The 24,759-nt window shown below is 42.0% G+C and carries 12 protein-coding genes; all 12 read left to right on the forward strand.

The window, feature by feature from the left end; genetic code table 11:
- The first annotated feature begins 1 nt into the window (after nucleotide 1).
- The 12 genes from ligA to ASE42_RS14300 all read left to right on the forward strand — a co-directional run bounded on the left by ligA (nucleotide 2) and on the right by ASE42_RS14300 (nucleotide 24,758).
- Nucleotides 2–2,008, forward strand: a complete 2,007-nt coding sequence (ligA, locus tag ASE42_RS14245; protein WP_034623048.1) for an NAD-dependent DNA ligase LigA — start codon at nucleotides 2–4, stop codon at nucleotides 2,006–2,008.
- A gap of 15 nt (nucleotides 2,009–2,023) precedes the next feature.
- A complete protein-coding gene (locus tag ASE42_RS14250; protein ID WP_024426681.1) occupies nucleotides 2,024–3,220 on the forward strand; it encodes a CamS family sex pheromone protein in 1,197 nt (398 codons plus the stop codon).
- A 133-nt stretch (nucleotides 3,221–3,353) separates the two neighbouring features.
- Nucleotides 3,354–4,553: an MFS transporter gene (locus ASE42_RS14255; RefSeq protein ID WP_056767553.1), complete on the forward strand. Its 1,200-nt coding sequence runs from the start codon at nucleotides 3,354–3,356 to the stop codon at nucleotides 4,551–4,553.
- A gap of 91 nt (nucleotides 4,554–4,644) precedes the next feature.
- On the forward strand, nucleotides 4,645–9,114 hold the full coding sequence (locus ASE42_RS14260; RefSeq protein WP_156403029.1) for a non-ribosomal peptide synthetase: 4,470 nt from the start codon (nucleotides 4,645–4,647) through the stop codon (nucleotides 9,112–9,114).
- Nucleotides 9,111–10,652, forward strand: a complete 1,542-nt coding sequence (locus ASE42_RS14265) for a serine hydrolase domain-containing protein (protein ID WP_056767557.1) — start codon at nucleotides 9,111–9,113, stop codon at nucleotides 10,650–10,652. Before ASE42_RS14260 ends, ASE42_RS14265 begins: the two co-directional genes overlap by 4 nt.
- Nucleotides 10,615–11,595, forward strand: coding sequence for a C39 family peptidase (locus ASE42_RS14270; RefSeq protein WP_025092639.1), 981 nt, complete (start codon nucleotides 10,615–10,617; stop codon nucleotides 11,593–11,595). Before ASE42_RS14265 ends, ASE42_RS14270 begins: the two co-directional genes overlap by 38 nt.
- Nucleotides 11,592–12,302 (forward strand): thioesterase II family protein, encoded by a 711-nt coding sequence (locus ASE42_RS14275; protein ID WP_056767853.1) that lies wholly within the window; start codon nucleotides 11,592–11,594, stop codon nucleotides 12,300–12,302. Before ASE42_RS14270 ends, ASE42_RS14275 begins: the two co-directional genes overlap by 4 nt.
- Complete coding sequence (locus ASE42_RS14280) at nucleotides 12,299–13,156, forward strand: 3-hydroxyacyl-CoA dehydrogenase family protein (RefSeq protein ID WP_024424537.1); 858 nt, start codon at nucleotides 12,299–12,301, stop codon at nucleotides 13,154–13,156. The genes ASE42_RS14275 and ASE42_RS14280 overlap by 4 nt, the downstream gene beginning before the upstream one ends.
- Before the next feature lie 14 nt (nucleotides 13,157–13,170).
- The gene (locus ASE42_RS14285; protein ID WP_025092642.1) at nucleotides 13,171–14,223 is read left to right on the forward strand and encodes an HAD-IIIC family phosphatase; all 1,053 of its coding nucleotides are present in this window, start codon (nucleotides 13,171–13,173) and stop codon (nucleotides 14,221–14,223) included.
- Between the two features lie 27 nt (nucleotides 14,224–14,250).
- Nucleotides 14,251–14,520, forward strand: a complete 270-nt coding sequence (locus ASE42_RS14290) for an acyl carrier protein (RefSeq protein ID WP_024424539.1) — start codon at nucleotides 14,251–14,253, stop codon at nucleotides 14,518–14,520.
- Nucleotides 14,507–15,649 carry an acyl-CoA dehydrogenase family protein gene (locus ASE42_RS14295; protein ID WP_034623054.1) on the forward strand — a complete coding sequence of 381 codons (1,143 nt, stop codon included), beginning with the start codon at nucleotides 14,507–14,509 and terminating at the stop codon, nucleotides 15,647–15,649. The genes ASE42_RS14290 and ASE42_RS14295 overlap by 14 nt, the downstream gene beginning before the upstream one ends.
- A gap of 19 nt (nucleotides 15,650–15,668) precedes the next feature.
- Nucleotides 15,669–24,758, forward strand: a complete 9,090-nt coding sequence (locus tag ASE42_RS14300) for a hybrid non-ribosomal peptide synthetase/type I polyketide synthase (protein ID WP_056767560.1) — start codon at nucleotides 15,669–15,671, stop codon at nucleotides 24,756–24,758.
- The last annotated feature ends 1 nt before the right edge of the window (nucleotide 24,759 follow it).

The following is a 24,759-nucleotide window of genomic DNA, read 5'->3' on the forward strand; positions in this document are numbered from 1 at the left end:
GATGGATAAAGAAGCAGCGAAACGCCGGATCGAGGAACTGCACCAGATTTTGAATCAATACAACTACGAATATCATACACTTGATCGTCCAAGTGTTCCTGACGCTGAATATGATGCGCGGATGCGTGAGCTGATCTCTCTGGAGGAAGAACACCCTGACTTAAAAGCAGCGGATTCACCTTCACAAAGAGTAGGCGGCGCTGTTTTAGACGCCTTCCAAAAAGTGCGTCACGGCACACCGATGCTCAGCCTTGGGAATGCGTTTAATGAACAGGACCTTCTTGATTTTGACCGCCGGGTTCGTCAAGCAGTCGGTGACGATATCGCATACAATGTCGAGCTGAAAATTGATGGACTCGCTGTTTCTCTCCGTTATGAAAATGGCGTGTTTGTCCGAGGAGCGACACGCGGAGATGGAACAACGGGGGAGGATATTACTGAAAACCTCAAAACGATTCGTTCCATCCCGCTTAAAATCAAACGCCCTCTGTCGATTGAAGTGAGAGGCGAGGCATTTATGCCAAAACCTTCTTTTGAAGCATTAAATGAAAAAAGAATACAAAACGAAGAAGAGCCGTTTGCAAACCCGCGTAATGCGGCTGCAGGTTCACTTCGTCAGCTTGATACGAAAATTGCAGCGAAACGAAACCTTGATATATTCGTCTACAGTATAGCGGAGCTTGATGAAATTGGTGTTGAAACGCAAAGCGCAGGACTTGATCTTCTCGACGAACTTGGCTTTAAAACAAACAAAGAAAGACGGATGTGCCAAACGATCGAAGAAGTCATCGACCTTATTGAAACATTAAAAGTAAAGCGTGCCGATTTTTCATATGAAATCGATGGAATTGTCATTAAAGTCGATTCACTGGCTCAGCAGGAAGAACTCGGCTTTACAGCAAAAAGCCCGCGCTGGGCGGTTGCGTACAAGTTTCCGGCTGAAGAGGTCGTAACGAAGCTGCTTGATATTGAACTAAGCGTCGGGCGAACAGGCGTGATTACACCAACAGCGATTCTTGAGCCTGTCAAAGTAGCAGGGACGACAGTGCAGCGTGCATCTCTTCATAATGAAGATTTGATCAAAGAAAAGGATATTCGCTTGTTTGATCAAGTGATTGTGAAAAAAGCCGGCGATATTATTCCTGAAGTCGCAGGTGTCCTTGTTGATCAGCGTACAGGCGAAGAAAAGCCGTTTCACATGCCAACTGAATGTCCAGAGTGTCATAGTGAGCTGGTGCGAATCGAAGGCGAAGTGGCCTTGCGATGCATCAATCCAGAATGTCCTGCCCAAATACGTGAGGGACTCATTCACTTCGTTTCCCGTAATGCAATGAATATTGATGGGCTTGGCGAGCGGGTCATTACACAGCTCTTCAAGGAACAGCTAGTCTCTCGTGTGTCCGACCTTTACCGTTTAACGAAAGAAGAGCTCATTCAGCTTGAACGAATGGGCGAAAAATCTGTCGACAATTTACTGCGTTCAATTGAGCAGTCGAAAGAAAACTCTCTTGAGCGTTTACTATTTGGACTCGGCATTCGATTTATTGGTTCAAAAGCGGCAAAGACCTTGGCGATGCATTTCGAAAACATCGATCTATTAAAGCAAGCAACGAAAGAACAATTACTTGAAGTCGACGAAATTGGTGAAAAAATGGCTGATGCCGTCGTCACGTACTTTGAGAAAGAAGAAATACTCGATCTGCTGAACGAACTAAAAGAGCTTGGAGTCAATATGACCTATACAGGACCGAAGCCGGTAAAAGCAGAAGAAAGTGATTCCTACTTTGCAGGAAAAACCATTGTGCTGACAGGAAAGTTAGAAGAAATGGCGCGAAACGATGCAAAAGCAGCGATCGAAGCGTTAGGCGGCAAGCTGGCAGGCAGTGTGAGTAAAAAAACAGATCTAGTCATTGCCGGAGAAGCAGCGGGGAGTAAGCTGACAAAGGCAGAAGAACTCAATATTGAAATTTGGGACGAAGCTAAAATGCTCGAGGAGCTAAAGAAATAAGAGGAGTGTTTTCTATTGAAAAAGTTGTTATTGCTGCTGACAATGCTCACACTGGTATTGTCAGCGTGTGCACCTTTTGGGGGAAAGGAAGAGGAAGAGGTCACACAAAAAACGGATGAAACGAAGGAAACAAAGGAAACAGCCATCATCCCGATGTACAATATCTCAGACTCCTATTACAAAATGGTGCTGCCGTTTAAACAAGGAGCTGCGAGAGGTTTAACAGCGGAGCGTCTCAACACACGCTTGGACATTGATGAATTTGAAACAGGACTCATGCGTCTTGCAACAGAGTCATTTAATACAAACGACTATCTTTTCCAAGAAGGACAGCATTTAGATGAGGACACCGTTCTGAGCTGGCTGGCACGCAAAAAAACAGGCAGTGATCTGAAAAAGGCAGAAAAAGATGATAAAGACTTTAAGAATCTAGGCTTAAATCCTGCTCTTCCAAACTCAGGTTCAACAAAGTCTAAAAATGAAAATAGTCCCATCTACTTAGCTTCGATGCTAGAGCATAATTACTTAATTCGAAAAGACAAAAACAGCTTACAGCTTGGCGGAGTTGTCATTGGTCTTGCACTGAACTCTGTTTATTATTACCGTGAAAAGATCGGTGACCCGCAGCAAGAGGTGACCATCGATTCATCGAAAAATTCAAAGAAACTTTTGGCAGAGGGTGAAAAAATCGCTGAACAAGTGATCAAGCGCATTCGTCAAATGGACGGACTGCAAAAAGTGCCTGTCATGATTGCCCTTTATAAGCAAGCACCAAAATCATCTATCGTTCCAGGTAACTTTATCGCCAAAACGGATGTAAAAGCAGGCTCCGCTGATATCGGAAATTGGGATACGATCGATGAGGAGAATGTATTCTTCCCTTCAGATAATGCGAAAAGCAGCTACAAAGATGATTCAGAGCGATTTGACCGCTTCAAGACAAAGGTCGAAGACTACTTCCCGAATTACACTGGTGTTGTAGGAAAAGGCTTTTACAAAAACGGCAACCTGCAAAAAATGAAAATCGAAATTCCAATGCAGTTCTATGGAAAAACGGAAGTCGTAGCCTTCACACAATATTTAACCGGTGAAGTCATGGATTACTACAAGAGTACCAATATCGAAATCAACATTACATCTTCTGATCAACAAGAAGCCTTGATTACGAAAAATGCTGAAGACAAAGAACCGACTGTTCATATATATGACTAAATAAAAACCGCCTTTTGGCGGTTTTTTAAATTAGTAAAAATGTATCAAATTATGAAAATATTGTTATAAAAAGTAGAAGTGTAGAAAATAATGTATTATTATGGGTGATAATGAAGAGAAAATGGAGATAAATATGAAAAACAAATCATTTTACTTTTTATTAGGGGGACAATCCCTAGCTAATTTCGGGGATTCACTATATGTCCTCGTTCTGACCATCCTGACATACCAATTAACAAATTCTACACTAATTGCTTCAATGGTGGCTGTCTCCCAGTTTGTTGGACAAGCACTTGGAGCGGTACTCATTCCTTTCTTTATGTATCAATTTAAGCTGAAAAGACTCATTATCTATTTGCAAATGTGTCAAATTGCTTTCTTCGGTTGCTTGATTTTCATTTATATTTTACAACTATCAACATTTACTATTCCTCTCTTTTTTATCATTGTATTTTTCCTTTCTTTGATAGATGGGGGAACCATTCCTGTTCGAAATTCGATGATCCCGCGTTTAGTAGAAAAGAACTTTTTACTAAAAGCCAATAGCTATATCTTAACTTCTGACCAAATTGTCCTTTTACTAGGATGGCTTTTAGGAGGGCTGTTTATTGGCATTCTTGGACCGCAGTTTCTCCTCATTACGACACTTGTTTTATATAGTTTGTCGCTCATATCTATGCTCTTTATCGTTGATACTGGGGCTGCAGCTAAACAAGAGCAACAGTCTGAATCATTTGGTACACGAATCTTTTCAGGCTGGAAGATCATGTATGAAAAGCCAACCATTCGAACATTAACGATTTTAGAAATGCTGTCCATGAGCGGCAGAAGTATCTGGACTGGTGCTATTATTCTTGTGTATGTCACTGAAGTCTTACACCAGCCTGAAACATGGTGGGGCTTTATTAACGCAAGCTATTTTGGCGGAACCATTCTAGGCGGTCTGCTCGTGCTGCGGTTCGCAAAGCATGTGGAACAGCGTTTGTTTGACCACATTTTTTACAGCTCGGTGATCGTAGCTCTGCTAACTCTGTGCTTAGGGTTGAATCATTCAGCATGGATGAGTTTATTGTTTGTCTTTTTATTAGGGCCGGCTTTTCAGCTTCGCAGTATTTCTATTCGTACCTATGTACAAGATACACTGAGTCAAATTGAATTGCCTAAAATACTATCAGCTCAACATACACTATCGACATTTATATATGGAATGTCCATCCTCGTTATGAGCACCATGACCGATCTCTTTGGGGCAAGAGTCGTCTTTTTTATCAACGTTGTCCTGTTTACTGTGTCGGCTTTCCTAGCGTCTAGATTAAAAAATGAACAAATTTAGACAGTTTATCTCAATTATTTACAAAAATACCATTATGTGATTTAATAAGTTCGTAGAAATGTTAACTATATGAAAAGTAGAGGTGGCGTAATTGACTAGTAGTTTAGTATATTGGCCATTAACACATCCGCAGCGGCGCGTGATGAACATGGAAACATTTTATCCAGAAACACCAATTAATCATATTGGCGGTATTATTTTCGTCAATGGGCCGTTGCAGCTCGATAAACTGAAGCAGGCCATTGCAACATGTATCATGACGACAGAATCTCTTCGTCTCAAGCTAGTAGAGAAAGATGATGAGATGCTTCAATACGTTGATCCAAACGCCGATCATCATATTCCTGCCTATGAGTTTTCCACACATAAAGACATGCTGGAATGGGCTGAAAAAGCCTTCAAAACACCATTTCAATTACTAGAAACCTCTCTCGCCGAATTTGCTGTATTAAAAGTCGGTGAACAACAATCCGGTTATTTCATCAAATGCCATCATACAGTAGCAGATGGATGGTCGATGAAAGTAATCATCGATAAAATTAGCCAGCTTTACACTGCTCTTACACAAAGCTCCTCTATCGAACAAGAAGCAGACAATCATTCTGTTTTTATTGATAAAGAATCAAAATATATGAACTCCCCAAGATTTAAAAAAGATCAGCAATTTTGGAAAGAAACATTATCTGATGTGTCTGACAGTTATTTGGTACAGGGAACTGACCAAATCAAAGGCCATCGGCAGAGCCATTACCTTGATCGACAACTCTCAGAACGAATCTATGAATTTATAGATACCCATCATTGTTCAATCAACTCTTTATTTACTTTAGGACTCTTCGTTTACTTGCATAAAAGATACCAGCAAAAAGATTTTATTATTGGGACGCCAGTTCTCAATCGTTCCGGGCAAAAGGAAAAAGCCACGTCCGGTATGACCGTTAGCACAATGCCATATCGAATGAAGATGAACCCTCATTTATCTCTATTAGAAAGTTTGTCAGACGTTCAAAAAAGCTATAAGACTTACTTCCTGCATCAGCGTTATCCCTATGACGCACTTGTCAAAGATTTAGAGCTTGCAAAGGCAGGATATGATCAGCTTTTTCAAATCTATATCAACTCCTACAGCACAAATATGGTGCAGGAGATGGAAGGATACAAAGTGGAATACATGGAGCTTTACAATGGATTCCAGCCATATGGCTTGCAAGTAGCTGTGAAAGAATGGGATGAAAAAGGGCAAATCGAGCTGCAATATGACTACAAAATCTCAGATTACAGCAATGAAGACATCAACTTTCTACATGAAAGGATGCTTCTCTTTGTCGAGAACATACTTACCCAGCCCAAGCAGCTCTTAAAAGACGTACTGCTTATGACAGAGGAAGAGGAACATCGAGAGCTATATCAATGGAACGACACAGGCGTGCTATTCCCACAAAAGCAAAAAATTCATGAATTAATCACAGACATGTCAAAGACTTCTCCTGATCGAATCGCGATTCAGGATGGCTCTCATATCATGACATACGGTGAACTTGAGAGAAAAACCAACCAAATGGCGCATTTCCTGCAAACACATGGCTTACAGAGACATGACTTTGTTGCAATATGTATGAATCATTCACCAGAACTGATTGTACTATTGCTGGGGATTTTAAAGGCTGGAGGTGCATATGTACCGATTGATCCTGAGTATCCGCAGGAACGCATTCAGTTTATTTTGGATGACAGTCAGGCAAAGCTGTTTTTTACAGATCATGCATCTGCATACCATTTTAATGGTGATATGTACAATATCTACAACGTGTGGAATCAGTTGGATCCGTATGATGCGGAACATTCATTCATTGGAGATGATGAAGACGTCGCATACATGATTTATACGTCTGGTTCTACAGGACAGCCAAAGGGAGTGATGATTGAGCATCAAAGCTTAGTGAACTATATCATGTCTGCCAAAACAAACTATACAGATTCAGAAGATGACCATTTTGCTCTGTATTCGTCCATTGCATTTGATCTAACCATTACCTCCATTTATACGCCATTGGTTATTGGCAGTACAGTAGTCATCTATCGTCAAGAGGATCAGCCAGGCTTTTTATTAGAACATATTTTGTTTGATCAAAAAGCAAAGGTGATCAAGCTGACACCAGCTCATATGGCACTGTTAACAGATGCTGCACTGTCTAAGTCAGTGGTTAAACGGATGATAGTAGGAGGAGAACAATTATCGACTTCTTTGGCTAAAAGAATTACTGAGGCAAGTGATGGAAGGATATCCATCTTTAATGAATATGGACCAACTGAAGCAACCGTTGGCTGTATGATCCATCAGTTCCATCAAGATGATGGCGGCACATCGGTGTCAATTGGAGTGCCGATGCCGAATACAGAGATTTACCTTTTAGATGAAAATCAGCAAGTGGTGTTGCCAGGGACGATAGGAGAAATATATATTTCAGGCGCGGGTGTTGGAAGAGGATACTGGCAAAGACCTGATTTGCAGAAATCACGCTTTCTGCCCAATCCATTTGTAAGTCATCGCCGCATGTACCGAACCGGTGACATTGCGAAACGTGCAAGTGATGGAAAGATTGAATACATTGGCCGGATTGACCATCAAATCAAGCTTCGGGGCTACCGGATAGAGCTGGGTGAAATCGAACTTGCGCTTATGGCAATCGATGAAGTGGATAAAGCAGCTGTCATTGATCTAACTGATGAATCTGGAGAAAAACAGCTGGCTGCTTATATTGAATTGAAAGATGAAAAGCTAACCTCCTTTTTACTAAGGAAGAAATTATCAGATCAGCTGCCAGCTTATATGGTACCTGCCTATTTTGTTGTATTAAAAGAACTCCCGCTTACCCAAAATGGAAAAATCAATCGGGCAGCACTGCCTGATCCATTGTTGTCTCAAGTGGAAACAGCTGTTGAATGGTCGAAGGAAACAGCGGACATTGAAGGGATCATAGTAGACACAGCAAAAGCCATCTTAGGGCATGAAAAGGTTGAACCGGCTGATCATTTTTATCAACTTGGCGGCGATTCCATAAAGGCGATTCAATTTATTGCGAAGTTAAAAGACAAAGGACTCTATTTAAAAACCAAAGATCTATTTACTTATCCCATTTTTAGAGAAATGGCACAAGTCGTTCAGCAGGAACCAGTCTTACATATCTCACAAGAACAGGCTGTGGGCGATGTGAAATCGATCCCAATCATCGAATGGTTTTGGTCCCAGCGGTTAAAAGATAAACATTTCTGGCATCAATCTATCATTGTTCATTCAAAGAAAAAGATGGATGAAAGAATCGTGCAGAGTGCTTTAAAAGAGCTGGTCATTCATCACGACGGATTAAGGTTAAAAGTACATGAGGCGACAAACACACTCTATTATGATGAAAACATTCAAAATATCCCGCTGACGATACACGATTTTACGGCATTGTCAGAAGAGAATGTGGAAGAAGCGCTGCAAGAAGTAGGATGTCAGATCAAGCAAAGGACTCATCTTTATCAAGGACCATTGATTCAGGCAGCGCTTTGTCAAACTGCTTCTCAATCACATCTCATTTTTACCGCCCATCATCTTTTAGTTGATGGTATGTCTTGGCAAATTCTTGTGGAGGATTTGATTCAATTATTTCATGCAGAGAAGGGTTCAGCAGAAGTGCTTCCGCCAAAAACTCATTCATATCAAACATTTACAGAGCGGGTTAACGAGTATGCAGTATCAGAAGATGTAAAAGAGGCGTTCAACTATTGGAAAAATGTGGTTCAGGGTATTCAGCCTCTGTATCAAGTTTCTTCTAATGAGGGATATGTCAAAGACGAAGTCAAATTAACGAAGGCTTTATCTGTGGAGCTCACGGATCAATTGACCAATCAAGCGAATAAAGCGTACCAAACGCAGCCTCACGAACTGTTAATTTCAGCCTTAACGCAAGCCTGTTATCAGCAAACGAATCAAAAACGGATTTCTTTGGAATTAGAAGGTCATGGCAGAGATGCTGTGGAGGAAAATATTGATGTATCTAGAACGTGCGGCTGGTTCACCACCATGTATCCTGTGAATGTTCATGTTTCTGAATCTCTCTCAGATCACATACGGGCTGTCAAAGAAACGATACGTGAGGTGCCGAATAAAGGTGCCGAATATGGGCTGTTGTCATTCATCAATAGGCAGCTTCCTGATCATTCAGCGCCGCAATTACGGTTTAATTATTTAGGTGAAATCGATCAGGTGCTTAAACAATCATCTGATTATGAGATGTCTTACTTTACATCGGGGATAGATTCGTCATTGGATAACCCGTTAACAACCGTCATCGATATGGTCGCTACCATCAAGGGCGGTCAGCTGATTTTCCATCTTTCTTTCAGCGAAAAACAGCTGTGTGAAACAGATATGATGCAGCTATTGCAAGAGATAGAACAGCAAATTGAGCGTATGGTACAGCATTGCTTAGAACAAGAAGGGATCGAATTTACACCGTCTGATTTTGAAACAGTTGATATGTCTCTTGAAGAAATGGATTCATTATTTACATGAGGAAAAATCAGCATGTTATCTACATTTCATTTTTGTTAGCTGTCTTATGGATAAGCGGCTTTGCCGGGGGGACACATGCAAAAGCAGTGATTTCATCTAAAGCCATTGATCAAGTGATAGAGGAACAGATGGAGCTTGGGCGCATTCCCGGCATGTCCGTTGTGGTTGTGAAAAAAGACGAAGTGGTGTACCAAAAAGGGTTTGGCTATGCGGATCAAAAGAAAATGAAGAAAGTGACAGCCAGTACTTTCTTTGAAATTGGTTCTACATCAAAGGCGTTTACCGCTCTTGCTATTGTGGAGTTAGAAAAGCAAGGGAAACTTCATTTGAAAGAACCGGTGAGCAGCTATATTCCAGGCTTTTTTCCAACATACCATGGAAAGTCTCAGCGTTTGACGGTGGAGCAATTAATGCATCACACAAGCGGCATTCCCTTTCAATCCATTGCACTTATCCAGCCAGATCATGCAAAAGATGCGCTAAAGAAAACAGTCCATCAACTGAAATCAATTGAGCTCCATCACAAGCCTGGCAGCTCCTTTGAATATGCCACCATCAACTATGATGTTCTTGGTCTCATCATTGAAAATGTGACAGGAACGTCATATGAGGCATATATGAAAGGACTGTTTAAAACGCATCATCTTAACCAAACAGAAGCTGGGCTAAAACGCATGAAATCTGGTGTTGTTTCAGAAGGATTTAAACTGCATTTCCTTGCTCCACATGCTTATGAAGCACCAGAATATCGAGGCAACACCCCTGCAGGCTATATTGTGATGAATAATCAGGATGTGGGGACTTGGCTGCAATATCAATTGACCGATTCAACTTGGTCTCGTTTTGTAAAAAATCCTGATCAGTTAACTGTGAAAGTCCCAGAAGAAGGGGAGCATGTCTATTACAATGCCGGCTGGTATATAGAAAAAACGCATGGGCAGGTGGAATCACTATTTCATGCTGGATCTAATCCGAATTATTCATCATTTTTTCTGATCCAGGCAAAAGAAGACGTTGCTATCGGAGTGTTAGCCAACATGAATAGCAGCTACACAGAGAAAACGGCACGTCTTATTGCCAAAACAATGACGGGTACAAATGAAGAAGCAGAGTCATCCATGGATCCATTTCAGCTCATTGATCAATTGAGTGTGGCAGCCACATGTCTTTTTATTTTGCTGCAAATAGTGTCAGTCGTTCGTTTTATCAAATGGAGGAAACGTGTAAGAAATGGCGTTCTGGTTCGCAGGCACATCTCACTTGGCGTATGGCTGAAAAGTATCGGCTGGGTACTGCTCCTAATTGGGATATTGCTTCTGCCAATGATTCTTTCGCAACTAGCCTTTAAGGGACTGCCTTGGAAAATGACTTTTGTATGGGGACCTTTCTCTCTTATTGAATTAGCGATTTCTTATTATTTGTTTTTCATTTGGTTTTGTACGATTGGTTTCATCAAAGGATTTATGGTGACATCTACTGCTGGAAAGAGAGGACAAGAAGATGACCGTCAAACAGATTTCAGGCATTCATCCTTATAATGATTTGTTTTATCGCAGCTGTTTCTTCAATTGCTTTTTTCCAATTGTGAAGCTGCATGGTCAAGAAGTCGCTCCATATTTATTAAATGATCAATTTGCATATGGACTTACAGAAGACGGTCTGCTGCAGATTGACTGGATGTCGGCACACGATCCAGAAAAGATTATGAATTTACAGGGCATTCAAGTTGAAAAAATGACGCATTGTACCCATCTCATTGAAAAGGTCAAACAAGATGTGAGGCGTGACCGCCCGGTGATTGTATGGGTAGACCCTTACGTACAGCGAGGTAGAAAAGAGTATTTGACAACACATAGCCGTCATTCGATTTTAATCACGGGTTTTCATGAAAATCAGCACACCTTTCAGGTATTAGAGAATCGTCATTTAGATAATTTGTCGTATGAGCATCAAGTGATGTCATATGGAGATGTGCAGAAAGGGTATGATACCTTTCATGATCATTTTCAGCCGAATGATCAATTCCATTCCTATGCGGCCTTCCACTTTGATCCGGTCAAGGTCTCGACTGAATTATTTGATCAAAAAACGGCTTATTTCCTGAGAAATATGCATGGTCAGATTGACGCAATCGAAAAAGGAATTACAGCTCTTGAAACATTTTATGAACAGTTTCCTCAATGGGATGATATCGAGAAGCTCGTAGCATCTTTCAATCAGATCATCAATACGAAGAAAGTAGAGATGTATCGACTGAGACTCATAAAAGGCGATCTACCTGAGCTGTTTCAATGGATGGAAAGTATTTTAGCAGAATGGGAGAAAGCGAGGCACCAGGCAGCAAAACTCTTTTTTTCAGGGGAAATGTCTAGTCGGTACCAAGCCAACATTAAAGCTTCCTTACTACAAATCATCCAAGATGAAAAAAAATGGCTGGAAATGTTGAAAATCAAATGCAAAAGGGAGTGTGGCGTGTCGTGAAGTTATTTTGCTTACCGTACGCAGGTGGAGCAAGTACCGTATTCAGTAAGTGGAAATCATATATAGACCGGTCTATAGAAATTCATGCCCTTGAACTCCCTGGGCACGGGACAAGAATGACAGAGCCTGTGCTGACAAATTTACAGCAGGTCGCAGATGATCTTTATCTACAGGCGTCCTCTTCCTTAAAAGAAGGAGAACCCTATGCCATTTTCGGTCATAGCATGGGAGCTGTACTTGCATACGAATTACAAAAAAGAATGAAAACAAGATTAAACAAAGAGCCTTGCCATGTCTTTTATTCTGGACGCTTTCCACCACATATTCCAGAGAAGAAAGTCTATCATCAGCTGTCAGATGCCAAATTAAAAGAGGCGATTATTGCGATGGGGGGCGTTCCTGAGGAACTTGCCGATAACCATGCAGTGCTTGATTTCTTTCTGCCGATTTTAAGAGCAGATTTTCAGCTTTTGGAGACTTATCAGTGTGATGAAGTCGTTCCAGCTGCTTGCCCAATTTCTATTTTTTATGGTACTCGTGATCTGCCTTCTGTGCTGTTTGATTTAGACGATTGGGATCAATATACAAGCAAAGATTGTGCGTTTTTTGAATTCGATGGAGATCACTTTTTTATTCATTCATTAACAAATGAAGTCGTAGAAAAAATCAATGTTATTTTAAAGCGAATTGGAGTGTTGGAGAAATGAACACGAAGCACGTAGGCGTGATTGGAGCAGGTGTGATGGGGGCTGATATGGCATTAGACCTTTCAGCAAATGGCTATCAAGTCACATTGGTTGATGTCACAGAAGAAAAACTAAACGAAGCACTAGAAAAGATCAAGAAAACCTATCAATTGGTGCAATTTGTGAGAAAAAAGAAAATCTCATTGTCCTTAGAAGACGTATTGTCTCAAATTCAGCTATCGACTTCATTTGAAGGCTTACATGACGCACATATCGTCATTGAAAATGTGACGGAAGATTGGGAGATAAAAAAACCCATTTATGAAGAGCTGCGAGATATCTGTTCGAAAGAAACCATCTATTTTGTAAACACGAGCTGCATTTCCATTACAAAGGTAGGGTCCCTTATGCATCATCCTGAAAAAGTTATTGGTGCACATTTTATGAACCCTGTTCCTCTTAAAGCGTTAGTTGAGGTGATTAGAGGAAAAGCAACTTCTGATGAAACAGTTGAAACGGCAAAAGGTTTCTTGAAATCCTTTGATAAAACACCTGTTGTGGTGCATGATCTTCCAGGGTTTGTTTCCAACCGTGTGCTCATGCTGACAATCAATGAAGCGATTTGGGCGGTGCAAGATCAAGTCGCGACACCAGCTGATGTCGATAAAATTTTCCGCGGGGGCTTCGGCCATAAAATGGGGCCGCTTGCGACAGGAGACTTAATTGGGCTTGATACGATTTTGAATTCATTGCTTGTTTTATACGAGAGCTACAAAGATCCGAAATTCCGCCCATGTCCTCTGCTTGTCAAAATGGTGGATGCTGGTGAGTATGGCAAAAAATCAGGTAAAGGCTTTTTCCAATATGACATGTGAGAGGAGAAAAACAAATGGCTAAACAAATCAAGTGTGTTGTCTGGGATTTAGATCATACATTATGGGATGGAATTTTACTTGAATCAGATGAAGTGACGTTAAAGCCATCGATGAAGGAAGTGCTAACAGAGCTAGATGAGCGCGGGATCCTTTTATCCATTGCAAGCCGGAATGATGAAGCTGCTGTGAGGGAAAAGCTCTCCGCCTTTGGGATCGAACATTTCTTTCTCTATCCAGAGATTCATTGGAATGCCAAATCTAGTTCATTAGAGAGAATCAGTGAGCGTTTAAATATTCATAAAGATACCATTCTCTTTATCGATGATCAGCCATTTGAACGAGAAGAAGTGAAGGCAGTTCATCCAGAGATTACTTGCTGGGATGCGGTCGATTATATGACATTGCTCACAGATGATCGACTGCGACCAGCTTTTATCACAGAGGATGCAAAACGGCGCAGAGAAATGTACATGGAAGCAGATCAAAGGCAGCAGGAAGAAGAGAAATATGAAGGGCCGCCTGAAAAATTTTTGGCCTCTTTAAATATGAAATTCGTTATATCAGAAGCAGGAGAACAAGATCTCCAGCGAGCCGAAGAACTTACCGTTCGAACCAATCAATTAAATGCAAGCGGGAAAACCTACGATTATGCAGAGCTTGATTATTTCCGTCAATCAGACAATCACTTGCTTCTCGTCTGTGAACTTGAAGATAAATTCGGTTCATATGGAAAAATAGGACTCTCTTTAATAGAAGAAACAGGTGATACATGGCATGTCAAACTACTGCTTATGTCTTGCCGTGTTATGTCACGTGGAGTCGGGACCATTTTACTGACAACGATTTTGCAAGAGGCAAAAAAGAGAGGAAAACGGCTTGTAGCTGATTTTAAACAAACCGATCGAAACCGCATGATGTATATCACTTATAAGTTTGCGAATTTCAAAGAAATCGAGAATGGGGAAGATGGCTATATTTTGTTCGAAAACGATTTAAGCATGATTCAGCCTTTCCCAGAATACGTAGATGTCAACATTGAGATAAAGCAGAAGGACCCTGCCAAATAAAAAAGCGAAAAGCGAGGAGATTGAATGATGAACCTACACGAACAAGTAAGAGCATATATCGAGCAAAACCTAGTGGTATTTGATGAGGAAATGGAGCTTGGAAATGATGATCATATTTTTGAACAAGGCTTTGTCAATTCACTATTTGCGATGAAACTAGTGAACTATATTGAACATGACTTTCACTTCCAATTAGACAATGAAGACCTCGACATTGCTAATTTTAGTACGGTCAACCGTATTGTCGCCTTAATTGAGAAAAAACAACAGGGGGCGGCTCTTCATGAAAACAGCTGAACAAACAATCGATGCTATTGAAGAAATACGACAATTTTGCAATGAACATATCCGGCCATTTGCCAATGAATTCGATGAGACAGAACATTTGCCGGAGTCGCTGATTCGAGATATGGCGAAAAGAGGCTATTTGGCGGCAGGTATCCCATCCGCCTATCAAGGATTGGGGCTTGATCCGATTGCATATGGACAGTTCACGGAACAAGTGGGGAAAGCTTGCTGTAACGTACGGACATTATTAACAGTGAATTCACTCGTAGGGGAAGCCATCCTTCGTTATGGAACAGAAGACCAAAAACAAGGCTGGCTCGTTGAATTAGCTAAAGGGGAAAAAATCGGTGCCTTTGCTTTGTCAGAGCCGAATATTGGCTCAGATGCCAATCATGTTGAAACTAGCTATCAAAAAAAAGGACAGTCCTATGTATTAAATGGGAAGAAAAAGTGGATTTCCTTCGGAGCGATTGCAGATTTCTTTATTGTGATTGCACGAGACGGCGAACAAGTCACGGCATTCCTTGTCGATCGAGATCAGACGGGTGTAGAGATTGAGAGAATTACTGGAATGATGGCAAATCGTGCATCTTATTTAGCAGAAATCACTCTTGATCATGTGCAGGTACACGAAGACTGTGTCTTAGGGCCAGTTGGGGGCGGTTTTAACCACGTAGTGTCTCTGGCTTTAGACCATGGACGATACAGTGTTGCCTGGGCAGGGCTTGCCATTGCACAAGAAGCCGTTGATTCTCTCGTTACGTATTCACGTAAAAGAACTCAGTTTAATGAAAAACTGTACAAGCATCAAATGATCAAAGGAATGATCGGAGATGCAGTCACTCAGCTCCATGCAGCGAGAGCTTTATGCCTAAAGGCTGGAGAAATGCGAGAAGCGAATCATCCTGATGCGATCACAGAAACATCCATTGCAAAATATTTTACCTCCAAAATTGCTGTCGACATTACAAATACAAATGTCCAAATCCATGGTGGGAGTGGATTTAGCCGGGAAAACTCAGCTTCAAGATTATATCGTGAAGCGAAGGTACTTGAAATTATTGAAGGGACTTCGCAAATTCAGCAGCAGGTCATTGCTAACTATGGTTTACGCCATTATTTCGTGAAACATTCTTAAAGAGAAAGGAGATGATCCCATGGCATTACAGCCAAAGAAGCTGGATAAACAGAACATTGAAAATATGTTAGGTATCACTACGATCCAAGAAGGACTTCTTTTTCATCATTTAATGCAACCGGACGGAACGGCTTATTTTGAACAACTGCTGATCCAAATAGACGGGCCGGTTGATCGAGATCTCTTTGCACATTCATGGATGCATGTCACCAAACAGCATGAAATGCTTAGAACATTGTTTAGATGGCAGGAACTCGCAAGGCCAGTACAAATTGTGCTGAAGCAGCATCAGCCTGACATTCGATACCGTGATTTGACCCAAGCTGAGGAGCCTCTTCATTTGCTGAAAGAGGAAATAACAGCACAGGATCGAGAGGAACGATTTGATCTACAGGAAGTTCCATTTCGCTTGACATTATGTGAAGTAAATGAAGAAGTCAGCTGGGTTCTCATTAGCTTTCATCACATTTTATTGGACGGGTGGAGTCTTGGGATTGTATTAAGTGATTGGATGAGTGCATATGAGCGCTTATCAAATGAAGACAAACCTCTTCTTGAAAAAAGACCGTCCTATCAATCATTTGTTAAATGGCAGCAGCAAAATCCTCAACAGACAGAAGCGCAAGCTGTCTACTGGAAAAATGTTTTCGATGGCTGGAGTTATGCAGAACTGCTTCCAAAGTCAGGCGGTGCATATGAAGATTCAGGTGCTTTTCATCAATATGAACATCAAGTGGATGCTTCTATTGCGGAGAGGCTGAGCAAATTCACGAATCAACATGATGTGACATTGGCATCTGTCATGTATACGCTGTGGGGAGTTTTGCTATCTAAGTACGCCAACCAAGATGATATTGTCTTTGGAACAACAGTATCAGGAAGAAATGCGGATGTTCCTCAAATTGAAAAGATGACAGGTTTGTTCATTAACACATTACCGCTGCGTGTCTCATTCGAACAGGATCGGCCGATTGTTGAACAGATGCAGGAAGTGAGCCGGGAAATCGCGGTGAGAAATGAATATGAACATACTCCGCTATCCGAATTAAAGAAATATGCAGGAATGACGGCTGAGCAATCATTATTTGATTCAATCGTCGTCATTGAAAACTATCCACTAGATCGAATGCTCACGAAAAGCGATCAGCCTGTGCGTATTCGCAGATTTGAGATGAAAGAACAGACGGAATTCGATCTCACGCTTAGTGTACAGGCGTTTGATGAACAGCTGCATTTTTCATTGGTGTATAACCCCGTCAGCTTTTCTGCTGAACAAATTGAAAAGTGGTGTCAGCATTTTCTTCATCTCCTGTCTGATGCTTGTGCTCACCCACAAAAATCTGCTGCTCAGTTACAGCTGCTATCAGAAGAAGAGATAGAAAAGCAGTTAACAGTTTTTCAGCAATATGGCGGGGCAACGTCTATCAATGAACCAACGGTGATTGACCTATTTGAAGAGCAAGTGGAGCGAACGCCAACGGCAGCTGCAGTTGAGTTTGGCGGTACGACGGTTACATATGAACAACTCAACAAGAGAGTGAATCAGCTCGCACGCTATTTACAAAATAAAGGGGTCAAACAGGAGCAGCGTGTCGGCATTTTAGCAGAGCATTCCATTGAAATGGTGATAGCATGCTTAGCTATTTTAAAAGCTGGCGGGGCTTACGTGCCAATTGATCCTGAATACCCGCAGGAACGAATAGAGTATTTACTAGAAGACAGCGGAGTAGAATGGCTCCTAACTCATCCGATTAAAGGACTCACCTATGCCTATAACGGGGAAAAAATTGATATCACACAGCCGGATCTATATACCGGATCATCAGATAACTTGGCAGAAGCCATCACCTCAGACCAAACAGCCTACTGCATTTATACATCAGGAACGACAGGAAGACCTAAAGGTGTACTCATTCATCATCTTGGTTTAGCCAACTATATTGATTGGGCGAAACAAGTATATGTTCGAGGAGAAACAAGGCATTTTGCTTTGTACACATCGTTGTCATTTGACCTGACAGTTACTTCAATTTTCACACCGCTCATTTCAGGAAATACCATCATGATTTATCACCATGAAAACCGGCAGCTGCTTGTCGAAGATATCATAAAAGACAATCGCGTACATGTGATGAAACTGACACCATCTCATTTACAGTTTATTAAGCACCTGTCTTTCCCGGAAAGCCAAATGAAATGTTTTATTTTAGGCGGAGAACAGCTGGAAACATCTTTAGCGAAATCCATTCAGCAGTCATTCCCGCAGCCTATAGAAATTGTGAATGAATATGGACCAACTGAAACAGTGGTTGGCTGCATGATTCATCGATATGACCAGGACCTTGATCAAGACGTGTATGTACCGATCGGAAAACCTGCACAGCATACAGATATTCTTCTTTTTGACAGACATATGAATCTTATGCCGGAAGGAACCATCGGTGAATTATATATTGGGGGGAAAGGTGTTGCAAAAGGGTATTTGAATCGCCCAGAGCTAACCGAAGAGCGGTTTGTCGATCATCCTTTCCAGCCAGGTGAAAAAATTTATAAAACAGGTGATGCAGCCCGCATTCTGCCTAATGGGCTCATTCAGTTTTTAGGCCGAAACGATGATCAAGTGAAGCTGAGAGGCTATCGTATTGAAACAGGTGAGATTGAATTTTGGCTGAATGAACAGCCAGGGGTCAAAGCAGCAGCTGTTGCTGTAAAGCCAGATGTTTCTGGTACACCATGTTTAGCCGCATATGTTGTCACGACAGCCATACTCGATCAAGCTGCAATGAAACAAGCACTAGCCGATCAGCTGCCAGATTATATGATTCCAACTCACTTTGTTCAATTGGATGATATGCCGCTGACTGCCAACGGCAAATTAGATAAACGGGCTTTACCTGCTTTGAAACAGGGGCAACAAATGAAAAAGCAGACGGGCTCTGACAATCTTTCTGATACTGAGAAAGTTATTCAAGACATCTGGAAAAAAGTCCTCGGCTTAGATGAGGTAAGTGTTCATGACAAATTCTTTGACATTGGCGGGCATTCTCTAAACCTGATTCATGTCAATCAACAGCTCGCTAAGCAATTGAATCAAAGCATTCCAATGGTCGAAATGTTCCGCCGTCCAACGATTAGAGAGCTAGCTACATATTTAAGCGGTGCAACAGAGCAGAAGGGATCTGGCACACAGCCTGCGAATCAAAAGAAAAGAAAAGCCAACGAGCCGATTGCGATTATTGGAATGGCAGGTAAATTCCCTGGTGCAGAAAATGTTGAGGCATTTTGGCGAAATTTGAAGAATGGAGAAGAATCGATTTCATTCTTTTCCGATGAAGAATTGCTAGAGGCTGGAATTGACCGCCAAACCTTTGAGCGTTCCGATTATGTAAGAGCAAAAGGTGTGATTGATGGACCTGATTTATTTGATGCATCCTTCTTCGGCTATTCACCAGGTCAGGCAGAAATGATGGATCCTCAAATACGGCTGCTGCATGAGTACGCCTATAAGGCGCTGGAAGATGCGGGGTATGTGCAGGAAGATTATCAAGGTAAGGTCGGTTTGTTTACTGGATCCACATCCAACTTTCAATGGATTCAGCGTTTTGCATCTTCGCTTGATAGCAGCATGTCAGAGCTGTTTGAAGTGGGCTCGCTCAATGATACGTATACCGTGAGTACAAGAATTGCCCATAAATTGAATTTGAAAGGACCAGCGCTTACATTGCAAACCGCTTGTTCGACTTCTTTGGTCGCCTTGCATTTGGCCTGTCAATCCATTGCAAATGGTGATTCAGATGTAGCGCTTGCGGGAGGCGTGTCGATTTTACACCCAGTGAAATCAGGCTACATTTATCAGCAGAACATGGTGAAATCAAGCGATGGTCATTGTCGTGCCTTTGACGATCAAGCAGATGGAACTGTTGGTGGAGATGGTGTGGGTCTTGTTGCTTTAAAAGCACTTAGTGAAGCCATAGAAGATGGTGACCATATTTATGCGGTCATTAAGGGCTCTGCTATCAACAATGATGGTGATCAAAAGGTTGGCTTCAATGCTCCAAGTGTTGAAGGTCAGACAAGGGTCATCCAGGATGCCTTACATCAAGCAGATGTTTCACCAGATACGATTGAATATATAGAAACACACGGAACTGGAACGTCACTTGGAGATCCGATTGAAATAGAGGCGCTCACAAAAGCTTTCGACACAGACAAAAAACAATTTTGCCGCATTGGGTCTGTGAAATCAAATATTGGACATTTGGATGCAGCGGCAGGAGCAGCTGGCTTGATTAAAGCTGTGCTTTCTCTTCAGCATCACACATTTGTGCCTAGTCTTCACTTCAAAAAAGCCAATGAAAACATTGCATTTGAGCATAGTCCTTTCTTTGTAAACACTGAGCTGACCGACTGGAAGCAGCCAGTATCACATTTGCGGAGGGCTGGTGTGAGCTCATTTGGAATGGGCGGAACCAATGCGCATGTCATATTAGAAGAAGCGCCGCAAAGAGATCGTCAGCAAATGCCTCGTTCGGCTGAGTTGCTTGTCCTTTCAGCAAAGAGCAAAACGAGTTTGGAACGAATGAAAGACAACCTTGTGAATCAGTTGGAAAACACGCCTTCTCTCAATTTGGCAGACGCAGCTTATACCTTGCAAACAGGCAGGCAGTCCTTTGGATTCCGTCAAGCCTTTGTTGCGGCCAGCAGAGAAGATGCATTGCGTGTATTAACAGAAAAGCAAGGCAAGGGTATTGGGAAGCTCATGCATTCGCATGTGGAGAAACAAAAGATTATTTTTATGTTTTCTGGACAAGGCAATCAATACCTCAATATGGGATTAGATTTGTACCGGGAGGAGCCTTACTTTAAGAAGCAAATGGATGCTTGTTTTGAAGCATATGAAGAAGCAACAGGGCAAAGTCTTGCCCGCATTCTTTATCCATTAGCGGCTGAAACAGAAAAGGCACGCGAAAAATTGGCAAGCACTCAATATGCACAGCCAGCCATTTTTGCCATTGAATATGCCCTTTCCATGCTCTTCATTGAATGGGGGATTCGTCCTGATGCAATGATCGGCTATAGCTTTGGCGAATTAACGGCAGCCGCTATATCAGGCCTTTTCAGCTTAAAGGAAGCGATGTCGATGGTCGCCTGCCGGGCGGATGCGATGCAGTCGTCGCCAGCTGGCATCATGATGAGTGTTCCATTACCTGAAGCAGAGTTAAAACCGATGCTTCCAAAAGATATTTCTCTCGCTGTTGTCAATGATTCCTCATGTATTGTGTCAGGTCTTGAAGCAGCGATAAGTGAATTTGAACAAGAGCTGAAGAATAACAGATTGATGTGTATGCGATTAGGTGGAACCATTGCTGCTCACTCACATGTCATGAAGGAAGCAGCGGAGCAATTTGGTGAAAAATTAAAGGATATTAAAGCCAAGCAGCTACGTATTCCATTCATTTCGAATTTGACAGGAGACTGGATGACAAATACGAGTGCTCAGGATATGTCCTATTGGAAAAGGCATATGACCGATACGGTTCGTTTTGCTGAAGGCATCACAAATATTTTACAGCAGGACAATATTCAATTAATTGAGATTGGACCAGGTCAAGATTTAAGCGTGATGGTCAACCGGTCACTGAACGGCATGAATCAGCATGTATGTCATGTGCTCAGACATGCAAAACAAGATGTGACGGATACTGAATTTTTACTTGGGCAGATTGGACGTCTCTGGACACACGGAATAACCATCGACTGGACTAGGTTCCATCTAAACCGTCAGCCGCAGAAAATGCCGCTGCCAACGTATGCGTTTGATCAAACCTCCTATTGGTATGATGCATCAGACCGTGTAAAACGCGATAAACCTAAGCAGTCTGGACGAAAGGAGCAAATGGATGAATGGTTCTATACCCCTTATTGGGAGGCGGACCTTTCCCCTTATGTGTCATCAGATGATTCCTCTGTTGGAGCCTTGCTTTTGTTTGCGGATTCATCTGCCTTCGGAGAGAAGGTTGCAGCCGAGCTTCTGACGAAACGGAACGAGTTCGTAGTGGTTCAGAAAGGAAATGAATTTACGAAGCATGATGAAAAAAGCTACACCATTCGGTCACATAAGCCTTCTGATTATGAAAAGCTCATATCAAATCTGGCAGATGACCAAATCAACGTGTCAGAAGTTTGTCATCTATGGGGGCTTTCAGAACGACAGCCGTCTCAATCGGAAGAAGAATGGGTGAAACAAACGCAGCAAGATGCTTATTACTCCTTGCTTTATATCGGACAGGCTTTGAAAAAATCTGTTTTGGACCAAAAAGTATCCATTACAGTTCTTTCCTCATTGACGTATGCCGTTGGCGGTGAGTCTATCCTTTATCCTGAAAAAGCAATCCATCTTGGACCTGCCATGGTTATTTCACAAGAAACACCGAACTTGCGTTACCGCATTCTTGATGTCGATCGCCCGGTGGCAAATGGGGTGCAGGAAAAGAGGTTGCTGAAACAAATTAGCGATGAGTTAGATCGAACATCTGGACAGCTTCTCACGGTCTATCGACGAAATAAGCGATATGTGAAAAAGTATGCCAAAGCTCTAGTTCCCGAAACAGGACATACTCAGTTGGCTAAAAAAGATGGTGTATACATTTTAATTGGCGGTCTTGGGTTTATTGGATTGAATATTGCACAGGCTTTGACCGAGCAAACGAAGGGAACGTTGATCTTAACTAGCAGGTCTGGACTGCCTGATAGAAGCAAGTGGCAAGAGTGGCTTGCTACGCACGATGAACAGGATCCAACTAAGAAAAAAATACAAAAGGTAATGGCACTTGAAGAGGCTGGTGCAGAAGTTCTCATAAAGAAAGTAGATGTTCGCCACAGGGAAGATATCCAGCAATTGATCAACACGGTGGATGCGGCCTATGGACAGATTGACGGTGTGATCTATGCAGCTGGAGTGACGGGTGATCAATCCTTCAGAGTGATGGAGCAAACAGATGTCACATTCTCAGAACCCCACTTTGAAGCGAAGATGAATGGTGTACTTCATCTTGATGCCGCCTTAGGTGACCGATCACTTGATTTCTGTTTTGTACTGTCATCTTTGTCACCGATCTTAGGCGGACTCGGTTTCACAGCCTATACAGCTGTGAATCATTTCATCGATGCGTACGTGTATGAACGAAATCTTCGTTCAGAAATGCAGTGGTCAGTCATTAGCTTTGACGGCTGGGAATTTGAGCAAGGAAAGCAGCTCGATCTTCCAATCGGAGATGATGTCACCGAAACGTTAATTACAGAAAAAGAAGGAAGAAGGATCTTTGAACGATTGCTTTCACTGGATCAAGTGGAACAAATGGTTATTTCAACAACGTCTTTACATGATCGAATTCACCGATATGTAGACCGTTTATCCCGTGAGGAAGAGAGTGCCGGAGAGCATGCACAAGATGGAAACTTATATTCTCGGCCAGCACTGTCAACGAATTATGTTGCACCTGAAACGGAGCTAGAGAAGGAACTAAGTCAGCATTGGCAAGCTTTCTTTAAAATTGATGAAATTGGCATAGATGATCATTTCTTTGAAATGGGTGGAGATTCTCTAAAGGCGATTACTTTCATTGGCATCATTCATCGCGCATTCAGTGTAGAGCTGACGCTGCCACAATTCTTCCAAATACCAACGATCCGATTAATGGCAGAATATATCGACCAAGCAGACACTGCTGCTTATCATGCGATTGAAAAAGCCGAAATGAAGGAGCATTATCCTCTGTCGTCTGCGCAAAAACGGTTGTATCTCATGCAGCAAATGGATGTAAGTAGCACAGGATACAACGAATTTAAAGCAGGACGAATTAAAGGAAGGCTCGATATCAACAGGTTGGAATGGGCATTTCAGCAGCTTATAAAGAGACACGAAAGTTTGCGGACAGCGTTTGTACTAGAGAATGGCGTCCCTTATCAAAAGATTGAAGAAGAGGTACCATTTGCAGTCACGTTGTTTGACCTCACAGAGGGATCGACACAAGGATCTGAGGAAGATCAAAAACAAGTGATTAAACAATTTTTGACTGCCTTTACGTTAAGTGAGGCTCCATTGATGAGAGTTGGTGTGATGAAGCTGGCAGAAGAGGAATTCGTGCTCATGCTGGACATGCATCACATTATCTCGGATGGTCTTTCTCAAGATATTTTGGTCAACGACTTTATGCAGTTATACGACGGCAGGACGCTTGAGCCTCTCGCTTTGCAATATAAAGATTTTTCAGAATGGCAAAATGACATACTTGCGTCTGAAGCATTGAAAGAATCGAGTGATTACTGGAAAAACCGGTTAGAAGGTGCCCCGCTGCTTGATCTGCCAACAGATTTCGATCGGCCAGAGGTGAGACAATTCCGCGGCGGACATTATACGTTCCGTATAGAAGAAGCGGAGCTGTACGCGTTTAAGCAGGTGATTTTAAAGGAAGACGCAACATTGTTTATGGGTCTGTTAAGTCTGTATCAGATTTTGCTTCATAAATTAAGCGGACAATCAGATATCACGGTTGGGGTTCCGGTAGCAGGTAGAAAACAAGAGGAGCTGCAGCAAGTCATTGGTATCTTTGTCAATATGCTGCCACTTCGTTTATATCCTAAAGCAGAGCTGACTTATCAGCAATTCCTTCAGGATGTAAAGGCGCATGTGATCGATGATTTCGGTCATCAAGAATATCAATATGAACAAATGGTGCAAGACCTCCAGCTGAGCCGGAGTGTCAGCCGGAATCTATTGTTTGATGCTGTGTTCGCCTTGCAAAATATGAATCAGCCAGAACTGAAAGTTGGCGGTTTAACCTTTAGTGATTATCCGTACGAGACAGGAACGTCGCGATTTGATTTACTCTGGATTGCGTATGAACAGGAAGACGGTCTTTCTTCAACGATTGAATATAATACTGAGCTTTTCACAGAGGAAACCATAGAGCGGATTGCAGGTTTGCTGAAAGACATCATGCGGGCTGTTTCAGTAGATGCGGTGAGAATAGAGGAAATTGAACTGACTTCTTCATTCAAGCAATTAGACGACGTATCTCTTTTCGAATTAGATGACTTAAAAATATAAG

The sequence above is a fragment of the Bacillus sp. Root920 genome (assembly GCF_001429445.1).
GTDB classification, from domain to species: Bacteria; Bacillota; Bacilli; order Bacillales; family Bacillaceae; genus Bacillus; species Bacillus safensis.